This is a genomic window from Novosphingobium olei, from assembly GCF_037076535.1.
Taxonomy (GTDB): Bacteria; Pseudomonadota; Alphaproteobacteria; order Sphingomonadales; family Sphingomonadaceae; genus Novosphingobium; species Novosphingobium olei.
Window position 1 is genome coordinate 62,407 of the sequence record NZ_AP029021.1, and the last position, 18,849, is coordinate 81,255.

The following is an 18,849-nucleotide window of genomic DNA, read 5'->3' on the forward strand; positions in this document are numbered from 1 at the left end:
CGGCAATCGAATCCCGTCCGCCCCGCAGGGCGGAAGACGAAAGGTGCCGCAGGTGCTCTACAAGGCCTATGAAATCCAGCGCTCGCTGCTCAACGCAGGCAGCGCCTGGGCGTCGATGACTGCCGACGTGCTCAATGATCCGCGCTCGCCGTTTGCCGGCCTTGGCGCCACGCAGATGATGGCATCCGCGCTGGACGTGTTCGCCCATGCCACCGCCCCGCGCGGCAAGCCCGCGTTCGGGATCAAGACCATTCAGGTCGATGGCGGGATCCATGCCGTCAGCGAATCCACCGAACTGCAGAAGCCGTTCGGCAAGCTCAAGAAGTTCACCCACGCCGGGCTGCCCGCCGATGCGCCCCGCCTGCTGATCGTGGCGCCGATGAGCGGGCACTTCGCCACGCTGCTCCGTGGCACGGTCGAGCGCATGCTCGAACGTTGCGTGGTCTACATCACCGATTGGGCCGATGCGAAGTTCGTGCCGCTGGCCGACGGCAGCTTCGATCTCGACGACTACATCGACTACCTGATCGAATTCCTCGAACACATCGGCCCTGGCGCGCATGCGATGGCCGTTTGCCAGCCGTCGGTGCCGATGTTCGCGGCAACCGCTGTCATGGCGGCAGCCGAGCATCCCTGTCGCCCGGTCACGCTGACGATGATGGGCGGCCCGATCGATACGCGTGAAAGCCCGACCGCGGTCAACGATCACGCGATCACCAAGCCTTACGTCTGGTTCAAGCACAACGTCATCACCGAAGTGCCGAGCAACTACCCGGGCGAGGGGCGCCGCGTCTATCCGGGCTTCGTCCAGCTCACCAGCTTCATGTCGATGAACCTCGGCAGCCACATGATGAGCCACTACAAGCTGTTCCAGCACATGGTGCAAGGCGCCGATGAAAGCGCCGAGGCGACCAAGGCGTTCTACGACGAGTACCGCGCCGTCTGCGATCTTCCCGCCGAGTTCTATCTCCAGACGGTCGACGTGGTGTTCCAGCAGCACCTGCTGCCCAAGGGCGAGTTTGTTCACCGCGGCACGCCTGTCGATCTCGGCGCGATCAAGGATACCGCCATCCTGTGCATCGAAGGCGAAAAGGACGACATTTCGGGCATCGGCCAGACAAAGGCCGCGCTGAAGGTCACGCCCAACCTGCCCGAGGCGATGAAGCAGTATCACCTCGCGCCCGAAGTCGGGCACTACGGCATCTTCAACGGCACGCGCTGGCGCAGCCGAATCGCGCCGGTGGTCGACGAATGGATCGCCAAGTTCGAAAAGAAGGCCAAGGCGCGCAAGCTGACCGTCGTCGCCTGATCAAACTAAAGCGGGGCAGAGCTTGACCTGTCCCGCTTTCGCCTCGCCTCCAATCGTCAGAGGCGAGCAGCTGGCGATCCTTATTTTCCGCAACAGCCGAAGCTGTCGTCAGATCTGCTGAGAACTCTCATGCGGCTGCAATTGATTCATGCGAGCTGGAGGAAGGCAGGTTGGCTGCCATGCGCGCATGCAAATCCTCTACGCGTGCGTTGAAGCGCCGCGACTTGTCGTGCATGCTGTTGACGTTGACAAACCACATATAGACCATTGCTCGCTGACCATACCAAATCTGGTGCGAGATCATGCGAGATTCACCCAGCCACACTTCACCTGGCTCGAACGCCACATGGTGCCTCGGGCGGTCATCCTTCCAGATGTCCCGCGTCCCACCCAGAATGTCGCCAGCAATATAGCTCAACATCTCGTTTGGATCGCGTCCCGCAAATTGTGCCAAGTCATACTTCGCGTAATTTGCTTCCATGAAGTCAATGCAGCGGTCTCCGACATTCCAAATTCGCTTGCGTCTGTCCAAGTTGCAGAAAATTCGCGCTTGATGAAAATCATCATCGATCGAGTGATTATCCCAATGAAGGTTCTCGAAGACCGTTTCGGTCAAGCGTAAGCTGGATATAAGTCGGGTGGTCTCGTAAGTGGGGAAGCACAATTTAAAAATACGCGTCAATTCATCATGCGCTGTGCGCAATGCATTGGATGCGTTTGCGAACACCTTTGGGTCTGAACGGCAGAACGACGCGAAAAGTGCTTGTCGCAAGGGGGTGTCAAAGCGAAGCGACTCAACATCGCCCTTCTCATCAATTATCTTCTCAGGATCTTTTCCCGAAAAGAAGGTCGTTGCTTCCAGCTTCTTCAGCTTGCGGCGAATCTTTTGATCATCAATAGAGTCAGTTCTATCGTCCAACGCTTCCATTGCGCTGAAGTCAAACGGCAGTCGATAATTCTTGACGACAACGAGTTTTCCATCCTCGAACAAGTCCATCAAGCCGGAAGGACGCTGTGCGATTTCATCGAGCGACATCTCAAGGATGTAGTCGGCAACATTGGGGTGACGCACAATTTTAGCCACACGACCGCTCCTGATGGTCATTTTCAGCAAGTGTTAGACAACCTGCCTGGCTATCGCAATCAGCGGTTCTTCTATCGCATCACATAGTTTTCAAACGAAGAACTGGGTGATCCACTCGCAGATCAGGGCGGGCTTGTCCTGCCCTTCGATCTCGACCGTGATTTCCATTGTCTGCTGCCACTGGCCGGGGCGTTTCTCGTCCAGCTCCAGCAGCTTGAATACGCCGCGGATCCGCTTGCCCGAACGGACGGGGGAGAGGAAGCGCGTCTTGTTGCCACCATAGTTGACGCCCATCTTCACGCCTTCCGGGCGCGGGCAATCGCTTTCCATCGTCAGCAGCGGGATCAGCGACAGCGTCAGGAAGCCGTGCGCGATCGTGCCGCCGAAGGGAGTGTCCTTTGCGCGTTCCGGGTCGATGTGGATGAACTGGAAGTCACCGGTCGCTTCGGCGAACTGGTTGATCCGCTCCTGCGTCACTTCGACCCAGCTGGAGCTGCCGACCACTTGCCCGACGAGGCCCTTGATCTCTGCGGCCGGAATGAACCTGGTCATCTCGCTCTCCCATCAATTCTGGTTTGCGGACGACAATGGCGGGTCGGCGCAGCGTGGGCAAGCCCTCGCTTAATTGCTTGGTTAAGGTGCGGCGATTTCCGGCTTGCGCGCCGAGCGGAAGGGCGATGGAGCCGAGCGGCGGATCCGGCCGATATAGGCCGAAAGGCCGCATTGCAGTCCCACCAGCATGTAGCAGAACGGCTGGAACGCGATGCCGACGAAGGCGCCGCCGACAAGGTAGACGATCTGCGCCTGCTGCAGCGCATCGGCCAGCGGCGTGACCCAGGCAAAGCCTTCGGGTGGGTTCTTGGCGTACTGGCGGCGGATGATCTCCATGTGGATCACGCCCATCACGTGCAGCAGCAGCCACAGCGCCAGGCCCGGATAGCCCTGTTCGCCCAGCATCTCGAAATAGCTGGAATGATAGGCTCGGCCGCGTTCCTCGATCCGCTCGGTCTCGATCACTGCGTTGTTGTCGCCGGCGTAGTCGGCCTTTTCGGTATCGTAGGACACCGTGTTCTGGCGGAAGGCATCGAAGCCGCCGCCGAACGGGTGATCCTTGGCGAACTCGATCGTCCACTGCCATACCGCCACGCGCGTCGATGCCGACTGGTCCGCCTTGTGGTTCTTGATCGTGCTCATCCGCTCGTTGAAGCTCGACGGCAGCAGCGGAAGCGCGATCATCGCGCCGGCACCCAGCAGAGAGACGTAGAGCAGCCGCCGCTTGGTGCTCCGCAGCATCATCACCAGCAGCACGCCGAAGCAGACAAGGCCGGTGCGCGCCTGCGTCCCCACGGGCATCAACACGCAGGCAAAGCACAGGCCGATGGCATAGGCCCAGACCATCCAGTTGGGCCTGAAGATCGTCCCGTGCCGCGCCAGCCAGATCGCGAGCGGGATCACGCAGATGGCCACGGTGGAAATGATCGAGCCTTCGTAAAGGCCGGTATTGTCGTTCACCAGCAGCTTCAGTTCGCCATAGCCGCCGCCCGAGGCGAGCGTCTTGATGCCGCCGCCGATCACGATCACCGACACCGACAGCACCATGACCAGCGCCAGCGCCTCGATCCGCAAGCGCGTCCGCAGCGTCAGCGGCAGGAACAGCGCGAAGATCAGCGCCTTCCACACCCAGCCCCACTTTTCAGCGGCCTCGACCGGGAAATCGGCGGTGCGCGTGGTGAGCCCGCAATAGATCAGCAGCAGCAGCAGCACGAACTGGCGCGGGGACAGGCGGATGCCGTTCTTGTCCTCGGCCACCATCCACGCACCGAAGGCACAGCAGAACGCGATCAGCGATACGGGGACGCTCTGCAGAAAGCCCCAGGTCACCTTCTGCGGCGCCACGATGTCGATGTAGGCGTAGGCCAGCACGAACAGGAACGGGCGGCGCACCCCTGCGAGCAGGAACGCGGTGACGAACGCGGTGAGGAAGAGGTTGAGCACCGCCCGCTCAGCGCTCGCTCTTGCCCGGCCGGTGCGAACGCCGCCATGCGATGGTCTGGCGCGGCAATGCCGGGTCTTCGTCCAGGTCATCGCGGTGAAGCAGGCGCCATACCGCCAGCGCCATCAGGGCGTGGGGCAGCAGGACCGTGAAAATGTCGATCATCGTCTCGGCCCTTGTGGCTTGGTTGCCCGATTGCGCATAAGCCGACGAGGTTGACGGCCTATTAAGGCTTTTCTTGGCATCGGATCCTGCATGACCCGCGTGCTCCACGTCCTCGACCACAGCCTGCCGCTGCAGAGCGGGTACACCTTCCGCACCCGTGCGATCCTGAAGGCGCAGCAGCGCCTGGGGTTCGAGGTCGAAGGGGTAACCGGGCAACGCCACAATGTCGAGACGCGCGCGGCGCAGCCAGACGCGGTGGAAGCGGCCGACGGCATCCGTTTCCACCGCACGGCCGGCCTTCCGCAAGGACTGCCGCTGCTGCGCGAATGGGGAGAGGTGCGCGCGCTCGAAGCCCGGATCGTCGAAGTGGCGCAGGGTTTCCGGCCGGACGTGCTCCATGCGCATTCGCCGGCGCTGTGCGGTCTCGCCGCCGCGCAGGCCGCGCGGCGCCTCGGCATTCCGCTGGTCTACGAAATCCGCGCGTTCTGGGAGGATGCTGCCGTCGGCAACCTGACGGGGCGCGAAGGGTCGGCGAAATATCGCCTCACGCGGGCGCTGGAGAATCGCGCGATCGCGCGCGCCGATGCCGTGGTGACGATCTGCGAAGGACTGCGCGCCGACCTGATCACGCGCGGCGTGGCGCCGGGCAAGCTGTCGATCATGCCCAACGGAGTCGATCTCGAACTGTTCGGCGATCCCCCGCCGCGCGATCCCGCGCTGGCAGAACAACTGGGACTGGGCGAGGGGCCGGTGATCGGCTTTCTCGGCAGCTTCTACCCCTACGAGGGGCTCGACGATCTGGTGGCGGCCATGCCCGCCATCGTTTCCGCGCTGCCCGCCGCGCGATTGCTGTTGGTCGGCGGCGGACCGGCGGCGGCCGCGGTTCGCGCACAGGCTGCGGCATCGAGCGCCGCCCATGCCATCCGCTTCGTCGATCGCGTACCCCACCACGAAGTCGAGCGCTACTACGCGCTCGTCGACGTGGTCTGCTATCCGCGCAAGGCGATGCGCCTTACCGAACTGGTAACCCCTCTCAAGCCGCTGGAAGCGATGGCGCAGGGCAAGCTTGTCGCCGCAAGCGACGTCGGCGGGCACCGCGAACTGATCGCGCACGATGTCACTGGCACGCTGTTTGCGCCCGATGATCCGCAGGCGCTGGCGGCCGCGCTGATCGATCTGCTGGGGCGGCGCGACATCTGGCCGGCCCGGCGCGAGACGGCGCGCGCGTTCGTCCGCAAGGATCACGACTGGAGTTCCAACGTGGCGCGTTATCATCGCGTTTACCAAAACGCTTTAGGCCAGACGCCTGATGCTGCAGGATTGTCCGCCTGAGGACACCATCCGGCCGCACGCGAATCGATCCAGAGTTGAGACGTCAGGACATCATGAGCCGAAGCCAGCCAGCAGACCGCGCGCCTTCCCGATCGGCCCGACAGCCGGTAACGGCCCACCGCCTGTTTCCCGCGCTCGTGGCGCTATGGCTGGCCGCCCTGTTCGGGCTGGGCAGTTTTGCGGTGCCATCCTCGCTGTTCGAGCGGGCTCTGACTGCCGCCAACGTCGCGTCGGTCGTTCCTGCCGCGGCACCGCCGCTCGGCCTGACGGCGCGCCTGCTGATCGCGATGGCGATGGCGGCGGGGGGGCTGATCGTCGGCGTGTTCGTCGGGCTGCGCCTGCGTCCTCGCAGTGAACCTGTGGTCCGCCGCCGCACCGCGAGCGCCAGTTTCCACGACGTGCCCGAAGTCGTCGAGGACGAAGCCTTCGAAAGCAATGAACCGCCGGCTGTCCGCGCGTTCGACGCCCACCCCGATGCACCGCCGCGCAAGCCCTTCGACCTCAGCGAGGCGCTCGCATTCGAGCCCCCTTACGCCGAAGCCGCCGAAGCGGAGGCCGACGAGGTGCTGGACGTGGCCGGTAACCCGGAACCCTGGATGGCCGAACACCCTGCTCCGTCGGCCGATCATGACATTCTCGAAGCCGACTGGACCGAGGTCGAGCCTTTCGAAGCGGTCGATCAGACGGAGGACGCGCCCGTCGAGGCGGATGTGCCCGAATGGTCCGAGGTTGCCGAGACGGCCGAACCGCTCGATCACGCACCTGAAGTTGCGCCAGAACCTGTGTCTCAGCCTGTACTGGAAGCTGAAGAACCCGCCGCACAGATCGCGCCCGAGCCCATTGGCCACCGCGCGTCGGTCTTTGCGATGCCGCCCGTCACGCCGCGCCCGGTCGCGCCCGCGCTGGCCGTCGCTCCGCTCGAATCGCTCGGCCTGGTCCAGCTGATCGAGCGCCTCGCCCTTGCCATCGAGGGTGATCGGCGCAAGGGACCCCATGCCCACGCAATGGCCGTTGCGCCCGCTCCGGTTGCGCCCGTTCAGGTCACGGCACCGGTGCCGCTCGTCGATGAGACGCCGCCCGAGCCGGTTGCCGAGCGCCAGGTGTTCGTCTCGCCGGATCCCGCTCCCGCCGAGGCAGCGGCTGAGACCGTCGTCGAGGCTCCTCAGGTTTTCGAAGAACAGGTTTCCGAAGAACCATCCGCCGCCGCCGCCGTCTCCGAGGACGCAAGCGGCCCCGTACAACCGCCGGCGCATCCTGTGTCCACCATGCGGCCTCCGCGCCTGTTCGGTGCGCCCGAGCACGGACCGCGTGATCCTGGCGAATCCGACCGCGACACGACCATGGTGCGCCAGCCCGCTGCGATGCGCGCGCTCGAACCGAATTGGGACGAAGCGGGCGAAAGTGCCGAAGCCGACGTGGTCGTCCCGCGCTTCCTGTCCGTGCCCCCGGTAAACGCTGCACCTTCGTCGCACGCTTCGAGCGTCTCCCCCTTAGATCGTCCGCCTTTCGTATCTTCGCTTGCGGCCCGTAGCAGTGCCGCGCCGCGCCAAGAATTCATCGTCCCGCCCGCACCGGCTGATGAAGCGGAAGTCCGGCCCGTGGTCGTGTTTCCGGGCCAGGGCCCGCGCGCGGCGGGTGAGGACGAAGCGCATGTGGCTGCGCAAGCTCCCACGGAGCCATCTGGTGCCGAAGAGACCGAGCGCGCTCTGCGCGCGGCGCTGGCCACGCTCCAGCGGATGACGGCCCGGGGCTGACCCTGATCCGGCGAAGGATACCGATTTCCACCGTCTGAAGCGCCGCATCCGTATTTGCGGCCACCCTTAAGGCCGGGAATTGCCTCTCGCGGTTGCAAAATAACTTTCCTGCAGTCATGGGGGAAATTCGCGCAACTTTCGCTCTTTTCGCAAGGGCGTGATTCGCGCGCCGTTTCCACTTTATGGATGTAGGAACACCTTCGAGATGGGATTTCCGCCGGTTCAGGGCCTTTATGATCCGCGTAACGAGCATGATGCATGTGGTGTGGGCTTCATTGCCCATATCAAAGGCGTCAAAAGCCACGCGATCATTAATCAGGCTCTCGAGATTCTGCGAAATCTCGACCACCGCGGTGCGGTGGGCGCCGATCCGCTGCTGGGCGATGGCGCAGGCATCCTGATCCAGCTGCCCGATGCGCTGTTCCGCAAGTGGGCCGCAGCCGAAGGCAAGGATCTGCCGGCGCCGGGCGACTATGCCGTGGCCATGTGCTTCTTGCCGCAGGACGAGGCCAGCCGCACCTTCGTCACCGAATTCTTCGAGAAGTTCATCGCCAAGGAAGGCCAGGAACTGATCGGCTGGCGCGATGTGCCGACCACCATCGACGGCCTCGGCAAAACCGTCATCGAACAGATGCCGGTGATCCGCCAGTGCGTGATCAAGCGCGGGGCGGGCACGCCCGATCAGGACGCGTTCGAACGCAAGCTGCTGGCGATCCGCAAGCAGACCCAGAACCCGCTCGCGGCGATGGCCGAAAAGTATGACCTGCCGGGCGTGACCCAGCTCTACATGCCGAGCTTCTCGTCGCGCACGATCGTCTACAAGGGCCTGCTGCTGGCGACCCAGGTCGGCGGTTTCTACGACGACCTGCGCGATCCGGACTGCGTGTCGGCGCTGGGCCTTGTCCACCAGCGCTTCTCGACCAATACCTTCCCGAGCTGGAAGCTGGCGCACCCGTTCCGCTTCGTTGCCCACAATGGCGAGATCAACACTGTTCGCGGCAACGTGAACTGGATGAACGCGCGCCGCCGCACGATGGAATCGGAGCTGCTCGGCCCCGATCTCGACAAGATGTGGCCGCTGATCCCGCATGGCCAGTCGGATACCGCCAGCCTCGACAACGCGCTCGAACTGCTCCTCGCGGGCGGTTACTCGCTCGCCCACGCGGTGATGATGCTGATCCCGGAAGCGTGGGCCGGCAACCCGCTGATGACGCCGTCGCGCCGTGCGTTCTACGAATATCACGCCGCGCTGATGGAGCCTTGGGACGGCCCGGCCGCCGTGGCCTTCACCGACGGGCGCCAGATCGGCGCCACGCTCGATCGCAACGGCCTGCGCCCCGCGCGCTTCTCGATCACCCGCGACGACCTGATCTGCATGGCGTCGGAAAGCGGTGTGCTGCCGTTCCGCGAAGAGGATATCGTCCGCAAGTGGCGCCTCCAGCCGGGTCGCATGTTGCTGATCGACATGGAAAAGGGCCGCATCGTCGAGGACGAGGAAATCAAGGCCGAGCTGGCGAACGCCGAGCCTTACGAGGAATGGCTGGAAGCCGCACAGTACAAGCTCAAGGAGCTTGAGGTCGTCGAGCCCGAGCTCGCCGCGCTGCCGGTCGAAAGCACCTCGCTGCTCGATCGCCAGCAGGCCTTCGGCTACACGCAGGAAGACGTCACCAAGTTCCTCGAACCGATGGCGATCAACGGCGACGATCCGATCGGCTCGATGGGCACCGACACGCCCATCGCGGTGCTGTCGAAGCGCTCGCGCCTGCTCTACGATTACTTCAAGCAGAACTTCGCACAGGTCACCAACCCGCCGATCGACCCGATCCGCGAAGAGCTGGTGATGTCGCTGGTCAGCATGATCGGGCCGCGCCCGAACCTGCTTGGCCACGATGCCGGCACGCACAAGCGGCTGGAAGTCGACCAGCCGATCCTGACCAACGAGGACATCGCCAAGATCCGCTCGGTCGAGGCCGCGCTGGATGGTGCGTTCCGCACGGCGACGATCGACACGACCTGGGACGCCGCGACCGGGGCCGCCGGTCTCGAGCAGGCGGTCAAGGAAATGTGCTGGGCGGCGACCGAAGCCGTGCTGGCGGACAAGAACATCCTGATCCTGTCCGATCGCTCGCAGTGCGAAAGCCGCATCCCGATGCCCGCGCTGCTGGCGACGGCGGCGGTGCACCACCACCTTGTCCGTCAGGGCCTGCGCATGCAGACCGGCCTCGTCGTGGAAACCGGCGAAGCGCGCGAAGTGCACCACTTCTGCGTGCTTGCAGGGTACGGCGCCGAAGCGATCAACCCCTACCTCGCCTTTGAAACGCTCGAAGCGATCCGCGTCGACAAGGAGCTGCCGCTTTCGACCAAGGATGTGCAGAAGAACTACATCAAGGCGATCGGCAAGGGCATCCTCAAGGTCATGTCCAAGATGGGCATCTCGACCTACCAGTCGTACTGCGGCGCGCAGATCTTCGACGCGGTGGGCCTGTCGAGCGCTTTCATCGAGAAGTACTTCACTGGCACGGCCACAACAATCGAGGGCGTTGGCCTGGCCGAGATCGCGGAAGAGACCGTGCGTCGCCACGCGGCGGCTTATGGCGACAACCCGATCTACCGGAAGATGCTCGACGTGGGCGGCATGTACCAGCTGCGCTTGCGCGGCGAGGAGCACGCCTGGACCGCCGGCAACATCGCCAACCTGCAGCACGCGGTGCGCGGCAACATTCCTGAAAAGTACAAGGAATTCGCCGAAAGCATCAACGAGCAGTCGGAGCGGATGCTGACCATCCGCGGACTGATGGAGCTCAAGAAGGCGGACCAGCCGATCTCGATCGACGAGGTCGAGCCGGCGAGCGAGATCGTCAAGCGCTTCGCCACCGGCGCGATGAGCTACGGCTCTATCAGCTGGGAAGCGCACACCACGCTGGCGCTGGCGATGAACCGCATCGGCGGCAAGTCGAACACCGGCGAAGGCGGCGAAGATCCGGCGCGCTTCAAGCCGCTGGCGAATGGCGATTCGATGCGCTCGGCCATCAAGCAGGTCGCCTCGGGCCGCTTCGGCGTCACCGCAGAATACCTCGTCAATGCCGACGACGTGCAGATCAAGATGGCGCAGGGCGCAAAGCCCGGCGAAGGCGGCCAGCTGCCGGGTGACAAGGTCGACAAGACCATCGGCAAGACCCGTCACTCGACCCCTGGCGTCGGCCTGATCAGCCCGCCGCCGCACCACGACATCTACTCGATCGAGGACCTCGCGCAGCTCATTCACGATCTCAAGAACGTGAACACGGCAGCGCGCATCTCGGTCAAGCTTGTGTCCGAAGTGGGCGTGGGCACCGTGGCTGCGGGCGTTTCCAAGGCGCGCGCCGACCACGTCACGATCTCGGGCTACGAAGGCGGCACCGGCGCATCGCCGCTGACTTCGCTGACGCACGCGGGCTCCCCGTGGGAAATCGGCCTTGCCGAAACCCAGCAGACCCTGCTGCTCAACAACCTGCGTTCGCGCATCTGCGTGCAGGCCGATGGCGGCCTGCGCACGGGCCGTGACGTCGCAGTCGCCGCGCTGCTCGGCGCCGACGAGTTCGGCTTTGCCACCGCGCCGCTCATCGCGGCCGGCTGCATCATGATGCGCAAGTGCCATCTCAACACCTGCCCTGTGGGCGTCGCGACCCAGGACCCCGTCCTGCGCGCCCGCTTCACCGGCCAGCCTGAACACGTGATCAACTACTTCTTCTTCGTCGCCGAAGAGCTGCGGGCGATCATGGCCGAGATGGGCTTCCGCACGATCGCCGAGATGGTCGGTCGGGTTGACCGGCTCGACGTCAAGAAGGCGGTCAAGCACTGGAAGGCGCAGGGCATCGATCTGTCGAAGCTGTTGCACAAGGTCGAGCCGGTGGCCGGCACGACGCTCAACTGGAGCGGCAAGCAGGACCACGGCCTCGAAGCGGCGCTGGACAACGACTTGATCGCGGCGGCCAAGCCTGCGCTCGAAAACGGCGAGGCGGTGCGCATCGAGCGCAACGTCATCAACGTCAACCGCACCGTGGGCGCCATGCTCTCGGGCGAGGTCGCGCGTCGCTATGGCCATCGCGGCCTGCCGGACAACACCATCGCTATCTCGTTCAAGGGCGTGGCGGGCCAGTCGTTCGGCGCGTTCCTGGCGCACGGCGTGACGGTGGACCTGGTTGGTGATGCCAACGATTATGTCGGCAAGGGCCTGTCGGGCGGCCGCGTGATCGTGCGCCCGCCGGCACACGTCGAGCGCGAGGCGACCGACAACATCATCGTCGGCAACACCGTGCTCTATGGCGCGATCGCGGGCGAGGCGTACTTCAACGGCGTTGCCGGCGAACGCTTCGCGGTGCGTAATTCGGGCGCGATCGCGGTGGTCGAAGGCACCGGTGACCACGGCTGCGAGTACATGACCGGCGGCGTCGTCGCCGTTCTGGGTCGTACCGGGCGCAACTTCGCGGCCGGCATGTCGGGCGGCGTCGCCTACGTTTACGACGTGGACGGCAACTTCGCGCAGCTCGTCAACGGCGCCATGGTCGACCTCCTGCCGATTTCGGCCGAGCGCGACGAGGACGACGGCACGGGCCGTCCGCAGCAACGCGGGGTCGACGTCAACGACTACGGCATGGGCGACATGCTGCGTCACGATGCCGAGCGCCTGCGCGTGCTGGTGGAACGCCACCTGCTCCACACCGGCAGCAAGCGGGCGCGCGCCATCCTCGACAATTGGGCCGAGGAACTGCCGCGTTTCGTCAAGGTCATGCCGCGCGACTATGCGCGCGCGCTTCGCCAGATGGAGGCCGAGCGCCTCGCTGCCGCGTCGGTCGCGGCGGAATAAGGGTTAGATTACAATGGGCAAGGCAACCGGCTTTCTCGAGATCGATCGCAAGGATCGCACCTATGACGCTCCCTCCGAGCGTCTGAAGCACTACCGCGAGTTCATCGTTCCGCACGATGAGGCAGGGCTCAAGGGCCAGGCCTCGCGCTGCATGAACTGCGGCATTCCGTACTGCCACAACGGCTGTCCGGTGAACAACCAGATCCCGGACTGGAACCATCTGGTCTACGAGAACGACTGGCGCGAGGCGCTGGACAATCTCCATTCGACCAACAACTTCCCGGAATTCACCGGCCGCATCTGCCCCGCCCCGTGCGAGGCGGCGTGCACGCTCAACATCGTCGACCAGCCGGTGACCATCAAGTCGATCGAATGCGCGATCGTCGACAAGGGCTGGAAGGAAGGCTGGATCGCGCCGCAGGTTCCGGCGAAGAAGACGGGCAAGTCGGTGGCCGTGGTCGGCTCGGGCCCGGCAGGCCTTGCCGCCGCGCAGCAGCTGGCGCGCGCCGGCCATTCGGTGACGGTGTTCGAGAAGAACGACCGCGTCGGCGGGCTGCTGCGCTACGGCATCCCCGACTTCAAGATGGAGAAGCAGCTGATCAACCGCCGCGCGATGCAGATGGAGGCCGAAGGCGTCCAGTTCCGCACCAGCGTAGAGGTTGGCGTCACGGTCTCGTTCGCCTCGTTGCAGGAAAACTTCGATGCAGTGGTGCTGGCGGGCGGTGCGGAAGATCCGCGCGGGCTCACCATCCCCGGCGCAGAACTTCCCAGCGTGCGCATGGCGATGGAATTCCTGACCCAGCAGAACAAGCGCAACGCGGGCGATGACGAACTGCGCGCCGCTCCGCGCGGCTCGCTCTTCGCCACCGGCAAGCATGTCGTGGTCATCGGCGGTGGCGACACCGGTTCGGACTGTGTCGGCACCTCGAACCGCCAGGGCGCGCTCTCGGTCACCCAGCTCGAGATCATGCCCAAGCCGCCCGAAAAGGAAGACAAGGCGCTCAGCTGGCCGAACTGGCCGCTCAAGCTGCGCACTTCGTCGAGCCACGAGGAAGGCTGCGAACGCGAATTCGCCGTGCTGACCAAGCGGGTGGTCGGCGAAAACGACGTCTCCGGCCTCGAATGCGTCCGCGTCGAATGGGTCGATGGCAAGATGCAGGAAGTTGCAGGCAGCGAGTTCACCATCAAGGCGGACCTGATCCTGCTCGCCATGGGCTTCGTCGGCCCGCGCAAGCAGGGCCTGCTCGAACAGGCGGGGGTTGAGCTCGATGCGCGCGGCAACGTCAAGGGCAACGTCGTCGACTACAAGACCAGCGTCGACAACGTCTTCGCCTGCGGCGACATGCGCCGGGGCCAGAGCCTTGTCGTCTGGGCGATCCGCGAAGGCCGCCAGTGCGCGCGCGCCGTCGACGAAGCGCTGATGGGCGTGAGCGAACTGCCGCGCTGAGCGCTCGTCTGTCGATCAAGCAAAAGGGCGTCCCGCACGGGGCGCCCTTTTTGCATGGGGCTGGCGCATGTCGAGCGGTCCGCGCTAAGCGGCGGCCATGACCATCCGCCTGATCTGCCTCGATGCCGACGATACGCTCTGGCACAACATGCGCCATTTCAGGGTGGCTGAAACGGCGCTGATGCAGATGCTTCAGCCCTTTGCCGATGCCCACGTCGCCAGCGCCCGCCTTGTCGCGTGCGAGGAGCGCAACCTGCCGCTCTATGGCTATGGTGCCAAGGGCTTCACCCTTTCGATGATCGAAACCGCGCTCGAACTGGTGGGCGATCCGGTGCCGCAAGGCGTGATCTCCGAAATCCTTGCGGCGGGAAGGGCCCTGCTGGCACACCCGGTCGAGCTGTTCGACGGCGTGAGCGAAACGCTGGCCGAACTCGCAGCCATCGCCCCGCTCGTGCTGGTGACGAAGGGCGATCTGCTCCACCAGGAAAGCAAGCTCGCGGCCTCGGGTCTCGGGGATCTGTTCAGCGGGGTAGAGATCGTCAGCGACAAGCGCAGCGAGACATTCTCTCGATTGTTCGCAAAGTACGGGGTGGAGCCCGATCAGGCGGTGATGGCCGGCGATTCGATGCGGTCCGACGTTCTCCCGGCGCTCGCTGCTGGTGCCTATGCCGCCTTCATTCCGCAGGAAGGCGCCTGGGTCCACGAACATCGCGAAGAACCCGAAGGGGCGCCGCGCTATGCGCGGCTGCAATCGCTGTCGGAGCTTCCGGGGTGGATCGCTTCGTTGGGCTGATTGCCCGTCAGGCGCGCCAGTCGATCGCGCCGCGCCCGTGCGCTTCCAGAAATGCGTTCGCCTGGCTGAAGTGGCGCGATCCGAACCAGCCGGAATGCGCCGACAGCGGGCTGGGGTGCGGGGCCTTCAGCACGAGATGGCACCCTTGCGAAAGTTCAGGGATCCGCGCTGCCTTTTTCTGCGCGTGGTTGCCCCACAGCATGAACACGCTGGGGACGTCGCGTCGCGCCACGGCGGCGACCGCGGCGTCGGTAAACTCCTCCCAGCCGCGCTGCTGGTGCGATCCTGCATTGCCCGCTTCTACCGTCAGGGCATTGTTGAGCAGCAGCACGCCCTGTCGCGCCCATGCTTCCAGGTTGCCGTGGCCGGGGCGGGGCAGGCCGAGGTCGGTTTCCAGTTCCTTGTGGATATTGACGAGGCTCGGCGGCACTTTGACCCCCGGACGGACGGAGAAGGCCAGACCATGAGCCTGGCCCGGCCCGTGGTAGGGATCCTGCCCCAGGATGACGACCTTCACCGCGTCCAGCGGCGTTAGTTCCAGCGCTGAAAGCCGTTCGCCGCGCGGGGGAAAGATTGTCTTTCCGGCTTTTTCCTCCGCAGAGAGAAACCCGCCCAGGCGGCGCAGCGCGGGCGTTTCGAGGATCGGGGCGAGACTTTCACGCCAGCTTTCGGGAAGGGATGTTGCAGCCATCGCCCCCGCGGTAGCGCTCCTCAGCGCCAGGGCGCAACCTTGCAGGGTTGCTCCCCTCCGGAACAATCCCTAATGCTGCACTGCGAAGAGACTTTGTCGCGGCCCCGGGCCGCACAGCATCTGCCGAGGAACTGCGAATGAAGATCGCGATGGTTGGGTCGGGCTATGTCGGCCTCGTATCCGGGGCTTGCCTTGCCGACTTCGGCCACGACGTGGTTTGCATCGACAAGGACGCGGGCAAGATCGAGCGTCTCCATCAGGGCATCATGCCGATCTACGAGCCGGGCCTTGCCGAGCTCGTCGCCTCGAACGTCAAGGCCGGCCGCCTGTCCTTTTCGACCGACCTGTCGAGTGCGATCGACGGCGCGCAGGCGATCTTCATCGCCGTGGGCACGCCATCGCGGCGTGGCGATGGCCATGCCGATCTGACCTATGTCTATGCCGTTGCGCAGGAAGTCGCCGAAAATCTCAAGACTCCGGCTGTGGTCGTGACCAAGTCGACGGTGCCTGTCGGCACCGGGGACGAAGTGGAACGGATCATTCGCGATTCGGGCACAGCCACGCAGTTCGCAGTCGTGTCCAACCCCGAATTCCTGCGCGAAGGCGCGGCCATCGGCGATTTCAAGCGGCCGGACCGCATCGTCATCGGGGCCGAGGACGAATGGGCGCGTAGCGTGATGAGCGAAGTCTATCGCCCCCTGTTCCTCAACAAGGCGCCGATCCTGTTCACCAGCCGCCGCAGTTCGGAACTGATCAAGTACGCCGCCAACGCGTTCCTGGCCACGAAGATCACTTTCATCAACGAGATGGCTGACCTTTGCGAAAAGGTCGGCGGCGATGTGCAGGACGTGGCGCGCGGCATCGGCCTTGACGGGCGCATCGGGTCGAAGTTCCTGCACGCGGGCCCCGGGTATGGCGGCTCGTGCTTCCCCAAGGACACGCTGGCGCTGCTGAAGACCGCCGAGGACTACAACAGCCCGGTGCGGATCGTGGAAGCGGTCGTTCACGTGAACGATTCGCGCAAGCGCGCGATGGGGCGCAAGGTAATCGAGGCCTTGGGCGGGGATGCGCGCGGCAAGCGCATCGCGCTGCTGGGCCTGACCTTCAAGCCGAACACCGACGACATGCGCGATGCGCCCTCGATCGCCATTGTCCAAGCGCTGCAGGACGCGGGCGCGGATGTCGTGGCGTATGATCCGGAAGGCATGGAAATCGCCGCGCCCATGCTGCCCAACGTAACCATGGCGAAGGGCACCTACGATGCCGTCGCGGGCGCCGATGCGGTGGTGTTGGTGACCGAATGGGATGCTTTCCGCGGGATCGATCTCGATCGCGTCGGCCAGCTTGCCCGGGGCAAGGTGCTGGTCGACTTGCGCAACGTGTTCAACCCGGCCGAAGTGCGGGCAGCCGGCTTCACCTATTCGAGCGTCGGCCGCCCTTGATCCTCGTCCAGCAAGCGGGATAGGTCGGCGCGGGATACCTTGCCGACGCGGACGCTTCGGCTTAAGTGCCGGTGATGGCCGTTTATCTCCACGAAGAAGACCTTCCCGCCGATTGCCTCGCCCCCGGCGTGGTCGCTGTCGATACCGAGACGATGGGGCTGATCACCACGCGTGATCGCCTTTGCGTGGTGCAGATTTCCGACGGCCGGGGCGACGAACATCTCGTCCGCTTCCGCGTCGGCAGCAGCTACGATGCCCCCAACCTGAAGGCCGTGCTGGCGGATCCCGCGCGCATCAAGCTGTTCCATTTCGCGCGGTTCGATCTCGCGGCGATCCAGCATTATCTCGGGGTCATGGCCACGCCGGTGTTCTGCACCAAGATCGCCAGCAAGCTCGTGCGTACCTACACCGACCGGCATGGCCTCAAGGACTTGGTGCGCGAACTGCTCGGCAAGGAGATTTCCAAACAGCAGCAGTCGAGCGACTGGGGCGGGCCGGTGCTGAGCGATCCGCAGCAGGAATATGCCGCCTCGGACGTGCGCTATCTCCACGCGATGCACGCGATCCTGGTGGAACGTCTGGAACGCGAAGGCCGTACCGCGATTGCCCAGGCGTGCTTCGATTTTCTTCCGACGCGCGCGCTGCTCGATATCGCCGGGTGGGCCGACCGCGACATCTTCAGCCACGAGTGATCGTGGGCAGGGACCGGCGATGACCGTTCAGGCTGACCAGGTCCGTTCGCGCCGCCGCCTGTTCGCGGCGCCGGGCGGCTTGCACGACAAGCTCGTGCGGCTGGCTTCGCGCGGGCTGCCCATTCTGATCGGTGCCCTGCTGGCGGTGATGATCCTCGCCCCGCTCTCTCCGCGTGGCGAAATCAGCTTCTTGCTCGATCGCAACAAGGTTGCGATGGTGCAGGACCGGCTGAAGGTCATCAGCGCGATGTATCGCGGGCAGGACAACAAGGGCCGCAATTTCTCGGTCACCGCGGGCAATGCAGTGCAGCATTCGGCGCGCGACAACGTCGTCCAGATGCACGACGTAACCGCCCGGGTCATGCTCGACAACGGCCCCGCCATCCTCACCGCGAACAATGGCGGATACAACTTCGCCCGCCAGACGATCGCCGTCGATGGGCCCGTGAACTTCCAGACCTCGGACGGCTATCGCATGGTCACCGAAGGCAGCGACATCGACATCAACACCAAGCGCATGGTCAGCCGCGGGCGGGTCGAGGGCCGGATTCCGGCTGGCACATTCACCGCCGACAGGATAAGCGCCGATCTCGAAGAGCGCACCGTCACGCTCGACGGCAATGCGCGGCTGCGGATGGAGCCGGGCAAGATGAAAAGTCCAACATCGCAATGAGCACAAACGCGAACTTCGAGAAAATAGCCTCCCCTCGATCCCTCCGCCTCGTCGCGATCGGGTTTGCCGGGGCGTCGCTGGTTTTCGCCGGTGCGCGGCATCTGTCGGCGCAGGCGATCGCCTCGCACAACAGCAACGCGCCGGTGGACTATGCGGCCGACCGGATCGAGTTGCAGGACAAGCAGAAGCGCGTGGTGCTGACCGGCAATGTCGACATCACCCAGGACGAGCTGCGCCTGAAGGCCGCGCGGACGACCGTCGCCTATACCGATTCGGGCGATCTAAAGATCCAGCGGATCGATGCTACCGGCGGCGTCGTCGTCACGCGTCGCGACGAGCGCGCGAGCGGCGATGCGGCGGTCTATGACTTCAACCGCAAGATCATCACCATGGTCGGCAACGTGGCGCTGCGTCGTTCGGGCGACACGCTCAACGGCGGACGTCTGGTGATCGACCTCAACACCGGCATCTCCAGCGTGGATGGCCGCAGCGGCGCGGGTGTTTCGGGCTCGGGTAACGGCGGACGGGTCAGCGGCACCTTCAGCGTGCCTAAGAAGTCCTGACCCTGTTTACCCCCTATTGAGGGGGGGCATCGTGCGGCCTTCGTGGCCTTCACCGTGATGCAGAC

At 64.7% G+C, this 18,849-nt stretch carries 15 protein-coding genes; 10 read left to right on the top strand and 5 right to left on the bottom strand.

All coding sequences use genetic code 11. From position 1 onward, the window contains the following. The first annotated feature begins 52 nt into the window (after positions 1 to 52). A complete protein-coding gene (locus AACH40_RS00285; protein ID WP_338646199.1) occupies positions 53 to 1,309 on the top strand; it encodes a polyhydroxyalkanoate depolymerase in 1,257 nt (418 codons plus the stop codon). Between the two features lie 127 nt (positions 1,310 to 1,436). Here AACH40_RS00285 and AACH40_RS00290 read toward each other — a convergent pair whose 3' ends face one another. The 4 genes from AACH40_RS00290 to AACH40_RS00305 form a co-directional block, all read right to left on the bottom strand. Beyond that, on the bottom strand, positions 1,437 to 2,393 hold the full coding sequence (locus tag AACH40_RS00290) for a hypothetical protein (RefSeq protein WP_338643738.1): 957 nt from the start codon (positions 2,391 to 2,393) through the stop codon (positions 1,437 to 1,439). 90 nt (positions 2,394 to 2,483) lie between these two features. Then, entirely contained in the window at positions 2,484 to 2,945 is a 462-nt protein-coding gene (locus AACH40_RS00295) for a MaoC family dehydratase (RefSeq protein WP_338643739.1), read from the bottom strand. 81 nt (positions 2,946 to 3,026) lie between these two features. Continuing rightward, positions 3,027 to 4,388: a putative O-glycosylation ligase, exosortase A system-associated gene (locus tag AACH40_RS00300; RefSeq protein ID WP_338646201.1), complete on the bottom strand. Its 1,362-nt coding sequence runs from the start codon at positions 4,386 to 4,388 to the stop codon at positions 3,027 to 3,029. Positions 4,389 to 4,395: 7 nt separating this feature from the next. After that, a complete protein-coding gene (locus AACH40_RS00305) occupies positions 4,396 to 4,551 on the bottom strand; it encodes a hypothetical protein (RefSeq protein ID WP_169494566.1) in 156 nt (51 codons plus the stop codon). A gap of 90 nt (positions 4,552 to 4,641) precedes the next feature. Between AACH40_RS00305 and AACH40_RS00310 the strand changes: the two genes are divergently transcribed. The 5 genes from AACH40_RS00310 to AACH40_RS00330 all read left to right on the top strand — a co-directional run bounded on the left by AACH40_RS00310 (position 4,642) and on the right by AACH40_RS00330 (position 14,723). Next, the gene (locus tag AACH40_RS00310) at positions 4,642 to 5,883 is read left to right on the top strand and encodes a TIGR04063 family PEP-CTERM/XrtA system glycosyltransferase (RefSeq protein WP_338643740.1); all 1,242 of its coding nucleotides are present in this window, start codon (positions 4,642 to 4,644) and stop codon (positions 5,881 to 5,883) included. A 53-nt stretch (positions 5,884 to 5,936) separates the two neighbouring features. Next, entirely contained in the window at positions 5,937 to 7,637 is a 1,701-nt protein-coding gene (locus AACH40_RS00315) for a hypothetical protein (protein ID WP_338643741.1), read from the top strand. A gap of 205 nt (positions 7,638 to 7,842) precedes the next feature. Beyond that, the gene (gltB, locus tag AACH40_RS00320) at positions 7,843 to 12,483 is read left to right on the top strand and encodes a glutamate synthase large subunit (RefSeq protein WP_169494569.1); all 4,641 of its coding nucleotides are present in this window, start codon (positions 7,843 to 7,845) and stop codon (positions 12,481 to 12,483) included. Positions 12,484 to 12,496: 13 nt separating this feature from the next. Further along, complete coding sequence (locus AACH40_RS00325) at positions 12,497 to 13,930, top strand: glutamate synthase subunit beta (protein ID WP_338643743.1); 1,434 nt, start codon at positions 12,497 to 12,499, stop codon at positions 13,928 to 13,930. Positions 13,931 to 14,027: 97 nt separating this feature from the next. After that, positions 14,028 to 14,723 carry an HAD family hydrolase gene (locus tag AACH40_RS00330; RefSeq protein WP_338643744.1) on the top strand — a complete coding sequence of 232 codons (696 nt, stop codon included), beginning with the start codon at positions 14,028 to 14,030 and terminating at the stop codon, positions 14,721 to 14,723. Positions 14,724 to 14,730: 7 nt separating this feature from the next. Here the strand turns inward: AACH40_RS00330 and ung are convergent, their stop codons facing one another. Further along, positions 14,731 to 15,414 carry a uracil-DNA glycosylase gene (gene ung / locus AACH40_RS00335; RefSeq protein ID WP_338643745.1) on the bottom strand — a complete coding sequence of 228 codons (684 nt, stop codon included), beginning with the start codon at positions 15,412 to 15,414 and terminating at the stop codon, positions 14,731 to 14,733. Between the two features lie 137 nt (positions 15,415 to 15,551). Between ung and AACH40_RS00340 the strand changes: the two genes are divergently transcribed. The 4 genes from AACH40_RS00340 to AACH40_RS00355 all read left to right on the top strand — a co-directional run bounded on the left by AACH40_RS00340 (position 15,552) and on the right by AACH40_RS00355 (position 18,784). Continuing rightward, the gene (locus AACH40_RS00340) at positions 15,552 to 16,856 is read left to right on the top strand and encodes a UDP-glucose/GDP-mannose dehydrogenase family protein (protein ID WP_338643746.1); all 1,305 of its coding nucleotides are present in this window, start codon (positions 15,552 to 15,554) and stop codon (positions 16,854 to 16,856) included. A 74-nt stretch (positions 16,857 to 16,930) separates the two neighbouring features. Then, positions 16,931 to 17,548: a ribonuclease D gene (locus AACH40_RS00345; RefSeq protein ID WP_169494574.1), complete on the top strand. Its 618-nt coding sequence runs from the start codon at positions 16,931 to 16,933 to the stop codon at positions 17,546 to 17,548. A gap of 19 nt (positions 17,549 to 17,567) precedes the next feature. Next, positions 17,568 to 18,221 carry an LPS export ABC transporter periplasmic protein LptC gene (lptC, locus tag AACH40_RS00350; protein WP_169494575.1) on the top strand — a complete coding sequence of 218 codons (654 nt, stop codon included), beginning with the start codon at positions 17,568 to 17,570 and terminating at the stop codon, positions 18,219 to 18,221. Further along, on the top strand, positions 18,218 to 18,784 hold the full coding sequence (locus tag AACH40_RS00355) for an LptA/OstA family protein (RefSeq protein WP_338643747.1): 567 nt from the start codon (positions 18,218 to 18,220) through the stop codon (positions 18,782 to 18,784). Before lptC ends, AACH40_RS00355 begins: the two co-directional genes overlap by 4 nt. Positions 18,785 to 18,849: the final 65 nt, after the last annotated feature.

Coding starts and splice junctions, on each gene's coding strand:
- AACH40_RS00295 (WP_338643739.1), bottom strand. CDS start 2,945: ATGACCAGGTTCATTCCGGCCGCAGAGATCAAGGGCCTCGTCGGGCAA.
- AACH40_RS00305 (WP_169494566.1), bottom strand. CDS start 4,551: ATGATCGACATTTTCACGGTCCTGCTGCCCCACGCCCTGATGGCGCTG.
- AACH40_RS00310 (WP_338643740.1), top strand. CDS start 4,642: ATGACCCGCGTGCTCCACGTCCTCGACCACAGCCTGCCGCTGCAGAGC.
- AACH40_RS00315 (WP_338643741.1), top strand. CDS start 5,937: ATGAGCCGAAGCCAGCCAGCAGACCGCGCGCCTTCCCGATCGGCCCGA.
- gltB (WP_169494569.1), top strand. CDS start 7,843: ATGGGATTTCCGCCGGTTCAGGGCCTTTATGATCCGCGTAACGAGCAT.
- AACH40_RS00325 (WP_338643743.1), top strand. CDS start 12,497: ATGGGCAAGGCAACCGGCTTTCTCGAGATCGATCGCAAGGATCGCACC.
- AACH40_RS00330 (WP_338643744.1), top strand. CDS start 14,028: ATGACCATCCGCCTGATCTGCCTCGATGCCGACGATACGCTCTGGCAC.
- ung (WP_338643745.1), bottom strand. CDS start 15,414: ATGGCTGCAACATCCCTTCCCGAAAGCTGGCGTGAAAGTCTCGCCCCG.
- AACH40_RS00340 (WP_338643746.1), top strand. CDS start 15,552: ATGAAGATCGCGATGGTTGGGTCGGGCTATGTCGGCCTCGTATCCGGG.
- AACH40_RS00345 (WP_169494574.1), top strand. CDS start 16,931: ATGGCCGTTTATCTCCACGAAGAAGACCTTCCCGCCGATTGCCTCGCC.
- lptC (WP_169494575.1), top strand. CDS start 17,568: ATGACCGTTCAGGCTGACCAGGTCCGTTCGCGCCGCCGCCTGTTCGCG.
- AACH40_RS00355 (WP_338643747.1), top strand. CDS start 18,218: ATGAGCACAAACGCGAACTTCGAGAAAATAGCCTCCCCTCGATCCCTC.